The sequence below is a fragment of the Coraliomargarita algicola genome, assembly GCF_033878955.1.
GTDB classification, from domain to species: domain Bacteria; phylum Verrucomicrobiota; class Verrucomicrobiia; order Opitutales; family Coraliomargaritaceae; genus Thalassobacterium; species Thalassobacterium algicola.
This window is the reverse complement of the sequence record NZ_CP138858.1, coordinates 621,572-637,806: the sequence shown is the minus strand read 5'-3', so window position 1 is coordinate 637,806 and position 16,235 is coordinate 621,572. Positions and strand designations below refer to the sequence as shown.

The 16,235-nt window shown below is 48.8% G+C and carries 15 protein-coding genes; 7 read left to right on the top strand and 8 right to left on the bottom strand.

The window, feature by feature from the left end; translation table 11 throughout:
* Positions 1 to 17: 17 nt before the first annotated feature.
* The 7 genes from SH580_RS02545 to SH580_RS02515 form a co-directional block, all read right to left on the bottom strand.
* Positions 18 to 506 carry a hypothetical protein gene (locus SH580_RS02545; RefSeq protein WP_319833440.1) on the bottom strand — a complete coding sequence of 163 codons (489 nt, stop codon included), beginning with the start codon at positions 504 to 506 and terminating at the stop codon, positions 18 to 20.
* Positions 497 to 2,014 carry an ATP-binding protein gene (locus SH580_RS02540; protein WP_319833439.1) on the bottom strand — a complete coding sequence of 506 codons (1,518 nt, stop codon included), beginning with the start codon at positions 2,012 to 2,014 and terminating at the stop codon, positions 497 to 499. Before SH580_RS02540 ends, SH580_RS02545 begins: the two co-directional genes overlap by 10 nt.
* A complete protein-coding gene (locus SH580_RS02535; protein ID WP_319833438.1) occupies positions 2,015 to 2,698 on the bottom strand; it encodes a hypothetical protein in 684 nt (227 codons plus the stop codon).
* A gap of 121 nt (positions 2,699 to 2,819) precedes the next feature.
* The gene (locus SH580_RS02530) at positions 2,820 to 3,170 is read right to left on the bottom strand and encodes a four helix bundle protein (protein ID WP_319833437.1); all 351 of its coding nucleotides are present in this window, start codon (positions 3,168 to 3,170) and stop codon (positions 2,820 to 2,822) included.
* A 574-nt stretch (positions 3,171 to 3,744) separates the two neighbouring features.
* Entirely contained in the window at positions 3,745 to 4,179 is a 435-nt protein-coding gene (gene fucU, locus SH580_RS02525; protein ID WP_319833436.1) for an L-fucose mutarotase, read from the bottom strand.
* A 63-nt stretch (positions 4,180 to 4,242) separates the two neighbouring features.
* Entirely contained in the window at positions 4,243 to 5,214 is a 972-nt protein-coding gene (locus SH580_RS02520) for an adenylate/guanylate cyclase domain-containing protein (RefSeq protein ID WP_319833435.1), read from the bottom strand.
* Positions 5,215 to 5,236: 22 nt separating this feature from the next.
* Entirely contained in the window at positions 5,237 to 6,160 is a 924-nt protein-coding gene (locus tag SH580_RS02515) for a uracil-DNA glycosylase (RefSeq protein ID WP_319833434.1), read from the bottom strand.
* A 529-nt stretch (positions 6,161 to 6,689) separates the two neighbouring features.
* Here SH580_RS02515 and SH580_RS02510 point away from each other — a divergent pair.
* From SH580_RS02510 to SH580_RS02480, 7 genes are read left to right on the top strand one after another with little or no spacing between them, the layout of a single operon-like run.
* On the top strand, positions 6,690 to 8,192 hold the full coding sequence (locus SH580_RS02510) for a hypothetical protein (protein ID WP_319833433.1): 1,503 nt from the start codon (positions 6,690 to 6,692) through the stop codon (positions 8,190 to 8,192).
* Between the two features lie 51 nt (positions 8,193 to 8,243).
* Positions 8,244 to 9,200 carry a serine/threonine protein kinase gene (locus tag SH580_RS02505; protein ID WP_319833432.1) on the top strand — a complete coding sequence of 319 codons (957 nt, stop codon included), beginning with the start codon at positions 8,244 to 8,246 and terminating at the stop codon, positions 9,198 to 9,200.
* A 54-nt stretch (positions 9,201 to 9,254) separates the two neighbouring features.
* Entirely contained in the window at positions 9,255 to 9,980 is a 726-nt protein-coding gene (locus SH580_RS02500) for a hypothetical protein (RefSeq protein ID WP_319833431.1), read from the top strand.
* Positions 9,981 to 10,036: 56 nt separating this feature from the next.
* On the top strand, positions 10,037 to 10,972 hold the full coding sequence (locus SH580_RS02495) for a ParA family protein (protein ID WP_319833430.1): 936 nt from the start codon (positions 10,037 to 10,039) through the stop codon (positions 10,970 to 10,972).
* Between the two features lie 43 nt (positions 10,973 to 11,015).
* The gene (locus SH580_RS02490; RefSeq protein ID WP_319833429.1) at positions 11,016 to 12,044 is read left to right on the top strand and encodes a hypothetical protein; all 1,029 of its coding nucleotides are present in this window, start codon (positions 11,016 to 11,018) and stop codon (positions 12,042 to 12,044) included.
* Between the two features lie 41 nt (positions 12,045 to 12,085).
* Complete coding sequence (locus tag SH580_RS02485; RefSeq protein WP_319833428.1) at positions 12,086 to 12,298, top strand: hypothetical protein; 213 nt, start codon at positions 12,086 to 12,088, stop codon at positions 12,296 to 12,298.
* Positions 12,295 to 12,693, top strand: coding sequence for a translation initiation factor (locus SH580_RS02480; RefSeq protein WP_319833427.1), 399 nt, complete (start codon positions 12,295 to 12,297; stop codon positions 12,691 to 12,693). The genes SH580_RS02485 and SH580_RS02480 overlap by 4 nt, the downstream gene beginning before the upstream one ends.
* A 616-nt stretch (positions 12,694 to 13,309) precedes the next feature.
* Here SH580_RS02480 and ppdK read toward each other — a convergent pair.
* On the bottom strand, positions 13,310 to 16,060 hold the full coding sequence (gene ppdK / locus SH580_RS02475) for a pyruvate, phosphate dikinase (protein ID WP_319833426.1): 2,751 nt from the start codon (positions 16,058 to 16,060) through the stop codon (positions 13,310 to 13,312).
* Positions 16,061 to 16,235 lie beyond the last annotated feature (175 nt).

Here is a 16,235-nt window from a genome sequence, read left to right as displayed (position 1 = left end):
AAAATAGTAGAATACGTTTAAAATATACTTTCAGTGCCTACCACAGTGACCTCTTCTTGTTCATTAATATCATCTTCAGTGAGTTCAGGGATGAACCTCGAATGCGCCTTCTTTAGATATGCTTTCGAACTTTCTCGGTCTGCTTCGTAGTTAAGTGTTTGATTGATGAACTGTAAGCGCGCACGTGCATTGGCAATGATCTCAGTCCATTCAAATGCCCAGACTTCTATATTTAAGTCAGCGTCATCGAAAACGAGCCCCTCGGGTTTATTACGTTGCCGGGCTTTTCGCCGGGCATGTTCATCAAATTGATTGGAGACTGCGATAAAGCGCCACTTCGTTTTTGCGGTATGGAAGCGCTCGTCGTGAGCTACCGCGATCGCATAACTTTCGACCTGATTAAGGACAGTTGATGTTATTTTTTGTTTTGGGCGTTTTAGCTCTACCACCAAGTGATCGCGTTCTTCGTGGCGCGGTTGAATGACTCTGCTTAGCATTAGATCCACGCGTCCCTCTCTGTCACCCTCTCGAAGGACGGGTTCACCACGATCTCCAAGCTCTCCGATGTGTATTTCCAAGACTTCGTCGAGTCGCTTTTCACTGCCTGATAGCGCGAACTCTTCATCAAAGATCCAAGCTTCATTCTCCAAGATTTTGTGCAGTTGATCCCTCTCCAGTAATTTTTTTTCGATTCTTTGTCGAAAAGTAGATCCTCAAGGCCGATTAGGAAATTGAGTCGATTAGCCACTGTCTTTGCAGTGCTTATGATCGAAGTTAGAGACGTCTGACGCATCAGCTCTGCGAGGTCTTCTTGGTCTTCCTTTTTTAGGTTGAGGACGCCGCTGATAATTTCTTGGACGGACTCAGGATTCTGCTTCAGCGCCTGAGCAATAAGTTTAAATGTGAACTTCCTCGTCTTCTTGTCTGCGTCGTCGAACGAAGGTAAGTATGACTCAACATTGATGGCTAGGATGTCGAAAACTTGACGCTCAGCCTCTTCGACTGGGTCGATTTGCTCCTTCTCTTCGAAAGGGTAAATTTCCTCAGCTTTCCATCTTTCGACTGCACCACTTTGACGTTCGGCTAGACGGCGACGGAAATACTTACTAATGGCCTTTTTTGAATTCTTTAGCACTAAGTCCACATCCGGCAGTAAATCGTCCAGAATCAGCTTACCTTCTTGGTCGAGTTCAACGAAATAGTCCGATTTGATGTAAGCCGTAAAATGGAAGCCAGGTGCCCTGATCCGACCCAATGCACTTGTCTCGTAGAGTGAGACTCCATTTGCATCACAGAGATGAATTTCGCGCTTCGTCTCAATGTTCCATTCGACCACCGATACAGATACGTTGACCGTCTTACCATCGCTTAGCTGTATGGGGTCGAGGTATATGTCTTTTGTGCAAATTTGATGAGCAGATGGATCTACTGTTGCTCCATCGTATACGATACTGACATTTGGATACTGGCTTAGGTAGGGCGCAAATATCTTAGCGATTTCGGAAGGGGCGCTTTCGTCAAGCAAGGCTCCGTGGCTTTTTACGATTGAACTAACAATCACCTCTGTGCCCACAGGTTTGTTCTCATCGACCGTAACAGGATCGGATGCCTGCAGCTCGCCGTCTCGTCCATGGATCGTGTATGCCCGTTTCTTTGAGTCTTCAAGGTAAGTGCTTCTCCAGCGGACTTCATTCCCGAGTGCGAAAGCTTTGAGTCGGCCTTGCCCTTTTTTGCCATGGATGGCTCGGCCGTTCTCGCGTGTCTTATTCTTTTTCCAAGAATCACCGAGATCGCCAAACAGGGAATCCAGATGTGGATAGTAGATGCCAGTTCCTCTGTCGATGACTCGCAACTCTTCGAGGCCCTCCATCCCGTTCCGCTCTAGTTCAACTTCAATGGTATCGGAACCCGCATCCAAACCATTCCAAATGAGCTCTGAAAGTGCTTGCAGAGAGCCTGCGTTTGATAGTCTGGCTAGAAAGTCTTTTTGGGGGGTGAATGGAATTTTTTTCATTTATCTAATATCTTGAGTCAGCCACTCGAAGGTCTGCTCGCCTTTTGCACCAACGAGAAAGAGGGCAGTGAAATTTTCGCTCCACTGCGGATGAAGTTCATTAACGAGCGCTTCAAAGGCTGACCTGTCCGTTTCGCTGGGGTAGCACTTGTAATCATTGTAGTAAACGAGCAGCGCTGTTTTGGAAGGGTAGGTTCTTGAGTTTTTACGGGTAATTCTCTCGTGAATTTTTTGAGTTTCTTCGACTATGAGTTGTTGATGATCCCGCATTTCACCTTCGTTCTGAATCCCGACAGGTCTGCCTCGCTCGTCGTGGCAAATTGGGTTGAGCGCATCGACAGAGCCTTCAGTCATTAACTGCTGCATTCGAAAGCGCTCATCACCATCAAAATTCGTTGTCGTAATCTCTAGGAATTCAATCGGGAGTCCCTCTACTTTGACATCGTAGCTCTGGTTGCCCTTGATCGGCTGAAACCTTGCTTCGCTCCAATCCTGTTCTTTGAGCTTGAGCAGGCAGTAGAGTGGGAAAAGTTCCTCATAAAAGAACTTATATTCGTTCTCATGTAGCAGTGCAGCTTCGCGATTGTCTTCCCTTTCGCTGATTTGCTCCAAAATGGGACTAAACCAAGCGATGTATTCACTTGGTGTTCTTGCGGTTGTCAGGTCAAGTTGAGCGACACTCACACCAACCTCGTCTTTCCGGCAGTATTAATGGATAGTGGAGAGTTGATAATTGATAGTGGAGAATTGAGAATGGATAATGTCATGCTACGCAAATTGATAATGGATAGTTGAGAATGGATAATTATTTGGCTCTGCTCGTTTTCACGATACTGATCAGCAATTTGAGCAGTTCTTCTATATCTGGCTGGATTGAATGGTAATTACTGTCGTCGATATAATCGGATTGGTGGAGTAGGTCGATCCAGTATTCGGTTTCGTTAGCTTCTTTGAGGGCAATGCTCATCTTGTTAATGAAGTCAGCTTTGCTCTGAGCGTGTTCAGCTTCACGAACGAGTGCTCCCACCGCTGTGCCCGAACGTAGCACTTGCTTGGATAACACATACTCCTGCTTTTCCTTTTGCAAATACTGCGCCAACTTCACCACTCGCAGCGCGAAGGCGAAGCTCTTGTTTTTGATTACATTCTCTTTCATCAATTTCAGTTCTCCATGTGTTCAGTGCGTCAGCTAATTATCAATTATCCACCCTGTTGTTAATTGAGAATGGATAGTTGATAATGTATAATTTCATAAGGTGTGGGATGATGTGCACTTTCGTCGTAAGTAATTATCAATTATCAACTCTCAATTATCCATTTGATGCAGGAGTTACTAGACGGGTTTTACCCGTCAGTAACTCCTGCATCATGCCTTGTTTGCTTTAGCGGGCTTTGTTGAGCTTGGTTTCGAAGGCGGCAGGGGCGGGGGGACACTGTGGACCTAATACAAGTATTGGCCGAGTATTTGGATGCGACTGAGGAGGTTAAGCAATACCTCGAAACTCAGGTGAATTAACCTTAATTCAAAATTCAGATGTCTGAATTTAGTGGTTAGGGATTAGAAGCCGTTCACTGATAATTAGTTGTGAGGGTCGATGCATGTGCCATTTTGGCGAGACGAGAACTGCCATGACTGCTTGCAGATTCAGAGCTGGCCTTATAATGCCTCTGTCCTCTGTCCTCTGTCCTCTGTCCTCTGTCCTCTGTCCTCTAGGATGAACGAGCTGGGCCTAGATATTGGCTAGGCCCTTTTTTAGGATCAGGTTGCCGTATTTGGCCATTTCGCCTGTCATGACGACGGCGTAGTTTGTTTTTGCGCGGTCGTAAAAGGCGAAGCGTTCGACGCGTTCGATGTTTACCTTGAGGTCGACGCCGGCTTTGCCGATGGCTTTGCGATAGGCTTCCTCGACGGTGGGGTCTAGTGAGTCACCGGGGACGGCGGCCATCATGGCGAGGGGGGCATCGACATAAGGGTCGAGCGGCATGAGCGGCAGGATGGCTTCTAGTAGTTGCGGGATGCTCAAGCCATCCGCGCGAATTACGCGCTGTCCAAAGCTGTCGCCTGGGAAGTGGGCGTCTGCGAGTAAAATTTCGTCGCCGTGGCCCATGCGATACAGGGCGTTCAAGAGTTCGGGACTGATGAGAGGAGAGATTCCGTTAAGCATAGTAATTAGATGAAATTAATTTGATTAGCAAATGAGTCGATGTTTGTCACTGAAAACTGACAGCTATTGTGGTTTGGTGGAGTAAGCCCATACGTTGTGACGCCCATATGGTTTGATGTGAGTGACGTATTCTTGTTTTTTGATTTCCAGCGGAAGGTTGGGCACTGCGCGATCCACGTAGACGCGATCGCCGGGACAGGCGCTGCAGAGGCGGCTGGCGATGTTGATGGGGCGTCCGATATAGTCGTTGCCCACTTCGAGGTGACTCGCGAGGCCGAAGCAGATTCCGGCTCCGATATCCTGGGGCGCGCCGTGGGTGAAGTGGGGACTGTCCTTGACGATGGACCAGGTGTGGCGGAGGTTGAGCGCTGCGTTGAGTGCTTCGCGCACTGCGATCTCGCGGTCGGCTGGGCTGGTCTCCCAGATTGCGAGCACTCCGTCGCCTAGGAATTTGGTCATTTCCGGTGGAAAGCGTTGAAGGGCGCGATTGACCATGTGGTAGAATGCCGACATGAGCCCGCAAATATAGGGCGATTCGATTTCTGGTTTTTCACAAAAGATGCTGAAGCCGCGAATATCGATCACCAGGGCGAGTACTTCGCAGGGCTTACCGAATTCGACTTCGGGCTCGTTGTCTTCAATGAAGGGGTAGTTTGTGTAGACTTCTTCTTCGAATTGGTAGTAGTTCGCTTTGGCTACAGAGTCGCTGTAGAAGCTTAAGCCTTGTCGGTAGCGATCATAGGATACGGGGCGATATTGTAATTCGGAGACTCCGTAGCCTTCGCTGTGCTGGGTGCGACTGGTGTAGAAGCGGGCAGAGTATTTACGCACGCGTTCTTCTTTGCCTTTTAGCCGTTGAAGAACTTTGGAAACTTCAGGTTCGTCCAACACGATGAAAGATTCGAAGCCGTCGACTGTGAAATAGACGTATTTATACTCTGAATGTACGGTTTGGAAGCGGCTACAAATATCCCAAAAATCCCGAAATTCGAGTCCCGCGATCGGGTAGTGTCGTTGTATCTTAGTTTGCGCCATGTCAGAAATTTATTCTACGCGACTATGCTTTGGGGAGGAAAAAGCTTCGTTGTTTGTCGCTGATATCCAGCTCGCATTTTACCATGACTTGGAGCATGTCCTCCCAGGCCATTCGTTTTGTTTTGAGGGTGCCGTTACGCAATAAGTAGGAGGGGTGAAAGGTGATCATGACTGGAATATTGTCGAAAGAGGCCCACGTGCCTCGCACGGATCCTAGCTTACGCTCGGGATCGGGCCCGAGTAGGCCCGTCACGGCTGCATTACCCAGCGCAATAATCACTTTGGGTTTGATGATCTCTATTTGAGCTCTCAGGTAGGGGAGTGAGAAGTGCATCTCCTCGGGTGTGGGGGGGCGGTTGCCGTAGGGTTTGTCGTGCTCAGGGCGCCATTTTAAGATGTTGGTAATGTAGACCTGCTGCCGTGACAGTCCCATGGCGCTGATTATTTTGCAGAGTAGTTGCCCTGCTTTGCCGACGGCCGGTTCCCCTGTGCGTTCTTCTTCGGTGCCGGGGGCCTCGCCGCAGAAAAAGATATCTGCTTCGGGAGACCCTGCGCCAAAGACGACTTTGCCTTCTGGGCTTAGGTGCTTTTGACACACTTCGCAGGCCAGCACTTGTTCCTTGAGCCAGGCGAGTTGCGTGGTGGCATCGCCGGGGGGCAGTGTGATTTCGGGGGGCTCGGGTAGCGGTGGAGCCTTGGGAGCCTCGGTGGCCCTTTGGGGAGGAGGCGGTGGCGCGTTGTTGATCAGTTCTTTTAGATCGCTGTGTTGGGTAGATGCGGGGCCTCTCTGGCTTCGCGAGTTGCCGGCGGCGGATGTGTCTCGGGCCTGTTCGGTGGCTCGGGACGTAATCAGGCGCATGGTGTCGTCTTCAACAAAGACCCGATTGACACCATCGCGTTGTAAGCGTCTTAATTCATTTGCAATTGCTTCCAGACCAGAGGACATCGTTTCAACGTTGCTGATGCCTTGCGCCGCGTCGAGTTACTTTTCGAGCCTGAAGCGAATTTCATACATTTGAGAGTGAATTACGTTTTATCGACGACCTAGTTGATGCAGTTCGGTCGGCTAGGCTGTTTGCCTGAGTTGTACGCTGTCTGAAGATGGGGTGAATGGAGTCGCCAGAGGCCGATTAGGGGCCGATTTGTGCTAAATATAGGACGTGAATGGATGTAGGTCGATGCTTTGATTACGTATTTTAGTTGTTAGTTTTATCAACTTTCGCCTTATTGTATACGTAATTTATGTCTGTAAGTAGCTTATGATTTGTCGTGTTAGATGCGTATTGATGGGGTATATCGCTTATAAATTCTCGGATTATTAACTATTTTTTAAGGGGAAATTACGTTTTGTGTTGGATAAGTGATTTAAGAAAGTGTAAAAACCTCATCTTGACGATATTGTGACTTTACGAGGCCTAGTTGTCAGGGCCATACTGCAGCATCCCCTATGTGTCAGCGGTTCCTCCGCAACTATTATGTCTGAGAAAGCAACATTACTCACTTCAATTCCACCAGTTAAAACTTCGGAGTCGAATGATGGCCGCCAACCACTTCTTGCGCCGACTCCAGTTCTGTCAAAAGTTGAAACCGTCGCGGAAGCTAAGGCTAAGGTGGAGCCGAAAGTTGAAGTCAAAGCGAAGGCGAAAGCTAAGGCTCAAACGAAGCAGGCGCAGCTGAAGGTTGAACCGAAGAAAACAACTGGTAAAGTCTCACTGCTTTCGCAGACCCGGGATGTTACCCCTCCGCCTGCGCAGCCAAAGGCAGTAGCTCCAGTTCTGAAGTCGACTGCGGGTGAGCCAGTAAAGTCAGCTCTGTTGCAGCCCGTTGAGGTGGAACCTGTGTCCGAGTCTGGCCCGATTACAAGCTTTCAGATGGTGACGTATGCGTCTTTTGTTCTGAACTTCCTGCTGGCGGGGGCCGTTGCTGTCATCTTGTTTAAAAAGGCAATGAAACTGGCCGAAGAGCGCTTTGTCGTGAGTGCTAAGACGATGGCAATTGCGGGCGTCGTCATCATGTTGCATGGATTTTTTGCGACTTACCTCTACGCATCGCACATTAATAATTCGGTCAGCACTGCGCCGCTCTTTTTGACTATGGCCGTTTGGGTGCTGGTGGGCCCGGCTGTGGGCTTTATCACTCGCAATTTGCTAGCACGTGGCGATCAGCCTAATACGAAGGCGGCTTTGATTGATGCTGGGATTTACGGGCTTATCTTTTTTCTGACTGCCTGTGGAGTGAGTTCTGGGATTAAGACCAATGCTGCTTTACTCTCATCTATTTTGGCGGGATTCTTAATGATCGTCCCGATTGCGCGTTCTATGACAGCGTTTGGTCTGGCAAAGGCGCGTCATCAAGAATTAAATCAAACTTCGGATAAGATTTTGATTTATGGCTTGCTGTTAATTCCAGCACTATTGCCTATTCTAGCTTTTGCAAATGTTTGCGGCTTAAGTGATGCGGTGACGCTTTTCCTCATTAACTTTATTACGTTTGACTTTGTTTTGGTTGTGAGTTTATCGCTGATTGCATCTGCGGATGAGTTTTTACCAGAGGTGGAAGAGTCCCAAGATGCTGCCGAGGAAGTGCCTGTTGCGGTTGAACATACGGCTGAGGCTGAGCTCGCCGCAGAGCAGCCCATGCCTGTGGCGGAGCATCCAGAGCCTGTGACAGAGTCAACTCTAGCGCCAGTTCAGGAAATGCCGGCCAAACCCGCTCGCCCTGAGAAACTTAAGACTGGGAATCCAGACGACCCAATTATTCAATTCTTGAATGGAGAGATTGATGATGAGGAACCCGCTGCGATTCCCGAGAAGCCTGCCCCAGTTTCAAAGCCTGCGCCATCGCGGCCGATGCCGCCGCGTAAGCCCGGTCGTCCAGGGATTACGCCACCGAAGAAACCTGGCTCATCTCCTGCTGCAAAAGCTCCGAATGCGCCATCTCGACTCAAGGCACCTTCAAAGCCTAAGAAACGTTTTTAATTAAAAAATCTACTAGTCTACTTAACTACTCTAACTTAATATTTTGCCCCAATGATTATGGATATTTCAGGTATGGGATTCACCGACGAGCTAAGCTCGCTTCAACCGGGCATGAGCTTGGGTAATTTGCAGATTGCAAAGTTTATTGGTAAAGGTGCGATTGGAGAGGTATATCTCGCTCAGCACGAGATGCTTGGGAAGCAGTTTGCGGTTAAGGTGATTCCTAAAGGCTTTAATGGTGAAGATGGAGCGACTGTCTTTAAACAGGCGGCACGTATTCAGACTCGGTTGGATCATCCGAATATTTTGCGCATCGATGATCTCGGTGAAGAGGACATGTTTTATTGGTTGCGTATGGAATATATCGAGGGGGAGCTCACTGCGGATAAAGTGACCATTCGCACTCTTGAGGATCTCATGCGTAATAATAAAGGGCCGCTCAGTGAAGAAGAGGTCAATTATTACTTGTATTATCTGTTGCTGGGCTTGGATCATGCCCACAACGAAGGTATTATACATGCGGATCTGAAGCCTGCGAATGTTTTGATCACTGACGAAGGCGTGAAGATTTCTGAACTCGGAGTTACGGACCTGATTGGGCATGCTTGGGATGATTTTCATCTCCTTCGTAACGATGTGCGTCTGGAGCCGACTCCTTTTGATCCACTTCCAGGCTTTAGTCGTGCATTACCTTCGCTGCTAAACTCGTTTGAGTATTACAGTCCAGAACAGCGGGCAGGCAAGCAGCCTGACATCGCAAGTAATCTTTATACAGTGGGTTTAATCACTTACCGTATGCTCACCGGCCGTCATAGTCTATCGCTGGACTTGCCGACTCAGGCAGTCAATGGGATCAATCCCCGTTGGGATGCTTGGGTGAAGCAGGCACTGGCCTACGACACTGAAGACCGTTTTCAATCCGCGTCCGATATGCTTCATGCAATCCCCGGACTCGATTCAGGCGATGAGGCCGATGATTCCACGGCTTCTGAACAAGCGGCCAGTTAAGAAAGACGCTTTTAATCTATATCATAACAATATCAATCACTCTAAATAAACAACATGTCCATTCAACGTAAATTTAAGGTCACCACCACTATCACTCAATATATGTGGGCTTCTTCCCGTAGTGATGCGGAGAAGTTTCAAGAGGAGCTAATTAAAAAGGGGAAGTTGGACGTGATGCGTCACGGTGAAACTGATGTGAAATATTGTTTCACTGGCGGTAAAGACTTTGTTGAAGCGCCCGAGGATATCTCACAAACTCGTAATCCTATCGAAGAACCACGTCGTGGCGATTGGCTCGAAATTGAACATGGGGATGTCAAGGCTTGTGCACTGGTCCGCCGTCTCACGCGTCGCAAAGTTTACTATTACGAGGCGCTCTCCAAGACTGAGCGTTCGGTTGATCGCGATCGTTGGATTCAGTGGGCATCGCAACACAATATTCATCCTTCATACGATGGGATTGTACCTCCATTTATTGTAGACGAAGCCGTCAATGCACATGAAGAGCGTGGTATGTTGAGCGGATTCTCTGCAACTCCAGATTCGTCGCTGATACTTGAGATTCTAGATAAGTATGGTTACGTGCCGGATGACTATGAGGTTGAGAATGGCTATTGGGCCGAAATTTATATCGATAACGCAATCTCAGAGAGAATTTTATCGAATCAGAAAGAGCCAGCCTTGCGCACCGGCACTGATGGAGATCAGGAATTTGGCGATTTTGCAGTGGGTTTCTCTGAAGAATTGCCCACAATGGACGAGTTTGATTCTAAGTTTTAAGATACTTTATATCCGTTTCACATCACGATTTTTACACATACTGGAAAGTTCAAATTATGGCACGTAAGTTAGCATTCATTAACTACAAAGGTGGGGTCGGGAAGACTTCGCTCATAGTCAACGTAGCCTCATGCCTTGCTCAGCGTGGCAAGCGTGTTTTACTGTGTGACCTCGACACGCAGTCGAACTCCAGTATCTGGCTATTGCGTATCGAACGCTGGAACCGTATTAACATGGAGAAGCGTGGATCGGTCTTTTCGATTTTCGATCCGGGTGATGATCGTATTAAGGACATTATCGTGAAAGACGTGGTGCGTGATAATCAGGGGAATGCGCAATTGCCCGGTTTGGATTTATTACCTACCACTTTTAACCTGATCGATATTGAGAACGAGTATAAGATCGACCCTCAGAATCCGCATTATTTAATCTTCAATGAGCAGATTCGTGAGGTCGAAGATGACTATGATTTTATACTTTACGATTGCCCTCCCAATATTCTGAACGCATCGCAACTCGGAATCTTCAGCGCGGATGAACTCTATGTACCTGCTAATCCAGATGCGCTGTCGTTGATAGGGTTTACCTTGATGATCGAAAAGTTACTTCTGTTCTACCGCCGTTCAGCAGGTTTCCGTGTGCCTGAAATGGGTAATTTTGCTCGTGTCTCTGGAGTGATCTTCAATTCGATTAAAGCGAACGTTGATATTGGTGTGCCTAAGATGCGTATGCAACTGCGACTTAATCAATTTAAGAAGCAGCGACTGGTCTCTAATGAGGCGAAGATTTACGATGCTTGTATCCGCGACGCCACTATTGTTCGACGTGCCGTTACATTAGGATTGCCGGTCTGCTTGGTCGAGAGTCGCGAAGTCGCTGAAGGGGTCGGTAAGGACTATAATGACTTGGCGGAAGAAATGTTGGCTCATAATGTGAATGCGATGGCGCAGACCAATCGTAACGCGGGGGCTGATTTAGCCAGTGCGACGTAATTTGTTCTAGTCTTTAGGGTTAGGATGCCTTACTATGGGGCTCATGAAGAAGGATCAGATAGAGCATGGAGGCGCGTTAAGCCCGATTGAAAAGTTGGCGGCTCGTTGGGATAAGGCCGCTTATCGTGCTCAAGGTTCTCCTTTTGAGGATTTAAGTGTTTCCGCACTCGCTCGTAATACTGGAACTAAAGCATGGTCTAGGCCGGGTTCTGTTAAAGGAGACACCATTGCCCGTTACATTTACCTCAGTTTTGAGGAGCTCATCGAGGTCGAGAAGCTGGATTTGAGATGCGCCACTCAACTCTTGGAGATTTGCGAAGCGACTTTTCTCTTCGAAGAAGAGTGCAATGAGCTGGGCTCGTTTGATGGCATTGATAAGCAGGCATATCATCAGCGTATGCGCTTCGTCGAGGAGTTCGGTTTGTATCAGGACTATCCTGTCGCCTTGGCCAATTTGGACAACGATCTACGGGAACTATGTGAGGCAGAGGAGATTCTTACCTTTGTCGATCTGATGGAGTTTCTAGATCGCCTTTCTGACAAAGCGTGGATCGGGGGCTGCTATAGAAGTCTGCAAAACGTTTTTGCCCATGGTGACGAGAAGGGATTAACTCGATATTTTCCATATCGCCTCGGGCATCGCGGTTTTCATTTACCCGAAGCACTTTCATTTACACTCAATCGCATCAAGCAACATGAGTTGAATTCGGTGCAAGAGTATCACGAGCGGCGTCGTAAGCGGAGTCGTTTATCGAGCAAGCGAATGGAAATGCCGAGTGTGGTAGAAACTCGCCTGATACCAGAAGTGATCAAGTGCTTGCACTATTTTTGTAATCATCAACCTCGTTTGCTGATTCGTTTGCATGACTCTGCTTATCTTTGCCGCGAACTGATGTATCTGAATGATCCACAGAGTGAGGGGGTCTTGCATTGGTTAATTCATTTGACGCTTGGCATCTTCCGTCCGCCTCAGGAAGCGAAAATCGATGAGGAACTCAAGAGTTTGACGACGCCGCAAGACCCTGAGTTGTTAAAAGAATTAAGTGACCTGCTCAAAGAAGAAGTGGGTTAAACATTCTTGCGCTTCTCGCTTCAGAGCATTGCTTATATCCTATGGATACGGAGCAATTACAATTAGACCTAGAGGGCATCACTGGGCAGCGGGCGATTGATGCGGGGGAGACGATGGTTCTCGTCTTGGCCCGTCTGGATCGCGTCGCAAATGCCTCGGACACACCGATCAAGCTTAAACATTATCTATCCCAACGAAGCTATGTGAAAGCACTCGCATGGCTCGCAGATCCAACAATCCCGCATCAATTATGAGTGCACATAAAAAAGGAAAAATTTCCACTGAAGCTGACGATTCATTTGGTGCGAATCCTTTTGCAGAGCTTACTGCGACTGGTCTGCCCGCAGGTGAGTTGAAGCCTCAACCTTCATTGTCTAAAAAGAACTCCAGTAAGAAAAAGTCTAAGGGCCGAGTTGAAGTGCGGCGGGAAAAAGCGGGACGTGGTGGGAAAACCGTGACCACCCTAAAAGAGTTTCCCTCACACATTCCTTTGAGCACTCTTGAGGCAATGACTTTTGAGCTGAAAAAGATATGCGCCTGTGGGGGCACTTTGAAGGGGCGCGTAGTCGAGTTGCAAGGTGATGTGTGTGATCGAGTTTGCGCTGAACTCATTGCGCGTGGGTATCAAGCAGTTCGTGCCGGTGGTTGATTTTTCGTAGCTGCTTCGAACTCCGTGTGATCGTTTAATTATATGCAATACCTTCCGCAGTCTCGGGTCTTGGTCGGCAGTTATAGTATACCAGGGCAAGTATCTGCGGAGGTTTATTTCACGCGTTAGTTTTTCTTTTTAATCTGAATTGTATTCAGAATTCAGAGCTCGATGGACAGAAGCTATCCATTGTTAATCAGTTAGTTATGGTAGAGCCATGTTGAAAGAAAAGCTGATATAATACCACTTCTAAGAATATATGATCTATAAGCTTGGCCTTTGCGTAGCCTCGAAACTTTGTTTCGGGGAGCGATCGGCATCGCCCCGGTTCCTAGAACCGAGGTTACAAAAAAAATATATATATTAGGACCAAACTTTTTTCGAATTGGTATAACTTCTACGTGTGTAGCGGATCGGCGAAGCCGTTTCGACCGACAGTTACAGCGCTGCCGCAACTCGAAATCGCTTCGTGGGTCCGCTACATTTAAACGAAAAATCATCCGTTAATATCTCAGTAAACTTCTGAGGACTGCTCTAATCGCGGCATGCGCGATTAAAAAAAAGGCCCTTCCGATTGAACGGAAGGGCTTTTGTTTGTAAGTGAACTTAGTTCAGACTACTTGAGCGCAGCTTGTGCGGCCGCCAAGCGTGCGACGGGCACGCGTGGGGGAGAGCAGCTGACGTAGTCGAGGCCAACGCTGTGGAAGAACTCGATGGAGGCTGGATCGCCGCCGTGCTCGCCACAGATGCCGAGCTTAAGGTCCTTCTTGGTGCTGCGACCCTTCTTGGCTCCGATTTCAACCAGTTGGCCCACACCCGCTGCATCGATCGATGCGAATGGATTTTGTGGCAGGATGTCCAGGTCCTTGTATTTACCAAGGAATGTGCCTGCATCATCACGGCTCATTCCGAGACCCGTTTGTGTGAGGTCATTGGTGCCAAAGGAGAAGAACTCCGCTGTTTCAGCCACTTCGTCTGCGGTCAATGCGCCACGAGGCACTTCGATCATAGTGCCGACGAGGTACTTGAATTGAACCTTCTTCTTTTCCATGACTTCGGCGGCCACGCGGTGTACCACTGCGACTTGATTCTTGAGCTCATCAGCAAAACCGACGAGAGGAATCATCACTTCAGGAATTACCTTGATAGGCTTCTTGAGCTTGTAGCAAGCGGCGGCGGCCTCGAAGATGGCACGTGCTTGCATCTCTGTGATTTCAGGATAGGAGATACCCAGACGGCAACCACGGTGACCCAGCATTGGGTTGGATTCGTGGAGCGCGTGCACACGGTTGGAGATCACATCGATGTCGACGCCAAGCGAGTTCGCAAGCTCACGCTTGGAGGATTCGTCATGTGGCAAGAACTCGTGAAGAGGTGGGTCCAATAGGCGCACAGTTACAGGAAGACCGCCCATTGCTTTGAAGAGACCGTTGAAGTCCTTACGTTGGAATGGGAGAAGCTTCTTGAGAGCTTTACGACGCTCTGCTTCGTCAGAAGCGAGGATCATTTGGCGCATGAAAGTGATACGATCACCTTCGAAGAACATGTGCTCAGTGCGGCAAAGGCCGATACCTTCGGCACCGTAAGCGATCGCCGAAGCGGCTTGATCCGGTGAGTCCGCATTGGTGCGAACGCCAAGCTTGCGATGCTTGTCAGCCCACTTCATGACTTGGTCATACATTTGGAATGTATAACTGTCTTCAGCTTTGAGCTTACCGTTGAGGACTTGATCCACTTCGGAGGGAGCGGTGTCAACTGCACCGGCGAAGATTTCACCAGTTGTGCCGTCGATGGAGATGTCGTCACCATTTTTGAAGGTCTTGTCGCCGATGGTGAGTGTTTCGTTGGCGTAGTTGATCACTACTTCAGAAGCACCACAGACGCAGACCTTGTTCATCTGACGCGCGACCAGAGCTGCGTGTGAGGAGACACCACCACGAGAAGTGAGGATGCCGTCGGCAGCGATCATTCCACGAAGGTCTTCCGGTGTGGTTTCCACACGGCAGAGGATTGCGTGGCCACCCTTGGCGGCAACTGCTTCTGCGTCGGGAGCTGTGAAGCAGATCTTACCGGCAGCGGCACCTGGGCCAGCTGGAAGACCTGTTGTGAGCACCTTGGCTTTCTTCACGGCTGCTGGGTCAAAAACCGCAACCAGTAGAGAGGAGATGGAATCGGCAGGGATCTTCTTAAGAGCGGTCTTTTGATCGATCAGTTTTTCCTTAACCAGTTCCACGGCGATACGCACAGCTGCGAGGCCCGTGCGTTTACCGTTACGTGTTTGCAGCATCCACAGCTTGCCGTTTTCAACGGTGAACTCGAAGTCTTGCATGTCCTTGAAGTGCTTCTCAAGTTTCTTGCGAACCGCTTCGAGGTCTGCGTGTGCCTTGGGCATTTCTTCCTTGAGTTGAGCAATCGCGTTGGGGGTGCGGATACCGGCCACCACGTCTTCACCTTGAGCGTTGATGAGGTATTCGCCGTAGAAGACTTTCTCACCGTTAGCTGGGTCGCGTGTGAAGGCAACACCAGTGGCGCAATTGTCGCCCATGTTGCCGAAGACCATGGCTTGAACGTTCACCGCTGTGCCCCATGCTGCTGGGATACCGTATTTTTGACGGTATAGGATCGCGCGCTCATTCTGCCATGAGTTGAAGACCGCACCGATGGAACCCCAGAGTTGCTCATAAGCATCTTGAGGAAATGCAGTGCCTGTGCGTTTTTTGATAATCGCCTTGTAGCGCTTGATCAGTTCCTTGAGGTCTTCTGCTGTGAGTTCGTTGTCGAGTTTGACACCTGCTTCTTCGCGTAGCTTTTCGAGGCAGCTTTCGAAGGGGCAGTGATCGTTTTCATTCACGGCCTGCACGCCCATGACGACGTCACCATACATTTGGATGAAACGACGATAGCAATCGTAAGCGAAAGCTTCGTTGCCGGACTCGCTGGCGAGTGCCTTCACGGTCTTATCGTTCAATCCCAAGTTAAGGATGGTATCCATCATTCCTGGCATCGATTCGCGAGCACCGGAACGGACAGATAGAAGTAGGGGGTTTTTGTCGGCTCCTAATTTTTTGCCGACTTCTTTTTCGATTTGTGCTACGGAAGCTTTGACTTCCTTCTCGAGGGTTTTGGGGTATTGGCGACCATTGTCGTAGAAGTAAGTGCAGACTTCTGTCGTGATCGTGAAACCGGGGGGAACCGGGAGGCCGATACGAGCCATCTCTGCGAGATTGGCACCCTTACCGCCGAGGAGCTCTCGGAGTTTTGAGCTACCATCGGTCTTCTGACCGAAGTCGTAGCTGTATTTTACCGCGGATGCGCTCTTGCGCTTTGCGGCCTTCTTGGTGGCTTTTTTTGCTTTTTTAGCTGGCATAAGATTACGATCTTTTTGTGGACCGAGTTGTGATAATTCCATTGCCGTAGGCAACGGAGTTAGAGAAAAATTCGTAGAAAAGACATTTCGCGCTGCCTGTCAATGGATTAGCATCTTACTCGATAAAGATTGCTCAGTGATGCTAACAGCTTACGTACTCTATTAAGATTTATTT

What these genes read in the sequence shown, in the direction of transcription:
- SH580_RS02510 (WP_319833433.1), top strand. Translation starts at nt 6,690, where the DNA reads ATGTCTGAGAAAGCAACATTACTCACTTCAATTCCACCAGTTAAAACT.
- SH580_RS02530 (WP_319833437.1), bottom strand. Translation starts at nt 3,170, where the DNA reads ATGAAAGAGAATGTAATCAAAAACAAGAGCTTCGCCTTCGCGCTGCGA.
- SH580_RS02495 (WP_319833430.1), top strand. Translation starts at nt 10,037, where the DNA reads ATGGCACGTAAGTTAGCATTCATTAACTACAAAGGTGGGGTCGGGAAG.
- SH580_RS02490 (WP_319833429.1), top strand. Translation starts at nt 11,016, where the DNA reads ATGAAGAAGGATCAGATAGAGCATGGAGGCGCGTTAAGCCCGATTGAA.
- SH580_RS02485 (WP_319833428.1), top strand. Translation starts at nt 12,086, where the DNA reads ATGGATACGGAGCAATTACAATTAGACCTAGAGGGCATCACTGGGCAG.
- SH580_RS02480 (WP_319833427.1), top strand. Translation starts at nt 12,295, where the DNA reads ATGAGTGCACATAAAAAAGGAAAAATTTCCACTGAAGCTGACGATTCA.
- SH580_RS02500 (WP_319833431.1), top strand. Translation starts at nt 9,255, where the DNA reads ATGTCCATTCAACGTAAATTTAAGGTCACCACCACTATCACTCAATAT.
- SH580_RS02520 (WP_319833435.1), bottom strand. Translation starts at nt 5,214, where the DNA reads ATGGCGCAAACTAAGATACAACGACACTACCCGATCGCGGGACTCGAA.
- SH580_RS02505 (WP_319833432.1), top strand. Translation starts at nt 8,244, where the DNA reads ATGATTATGGATATTTCAGGTATGGGATTCACCGACGAGCTAAGCTCG.
- ppdK (WP_319833426.1), bottom strand. Translation starts at nt 16,060, where the DNA reads ATGCCAGCTAAAAAAGCAAAAAAAGCCACCAAGAAGGCCGCAAAGCGC.
- SH580_RS02540 (WP_319833439.1), bottom strand. Translation starts at nt 2,014, where the DNA reads ATGAAAAAAATTCCATTCACCCCCCAAAAAGACTTTCTAGCCAGACTA.
- fucU (WP_319833436.1), bottom strand. Translation starts at nt 4,179, where the DNA reads ATGCTTAACGGAATCTCTCCTCTCATCAGTCCCGAACTCTTGAACGCC.
- SH580_RS02515 (WP_319833434.1), bottom strand. Translation starts at nt 6,160, where the DNA reads ATGTCCTCTGGTCTGGAAGCAATTGCAAATGAATTAAGACGCTTACAA.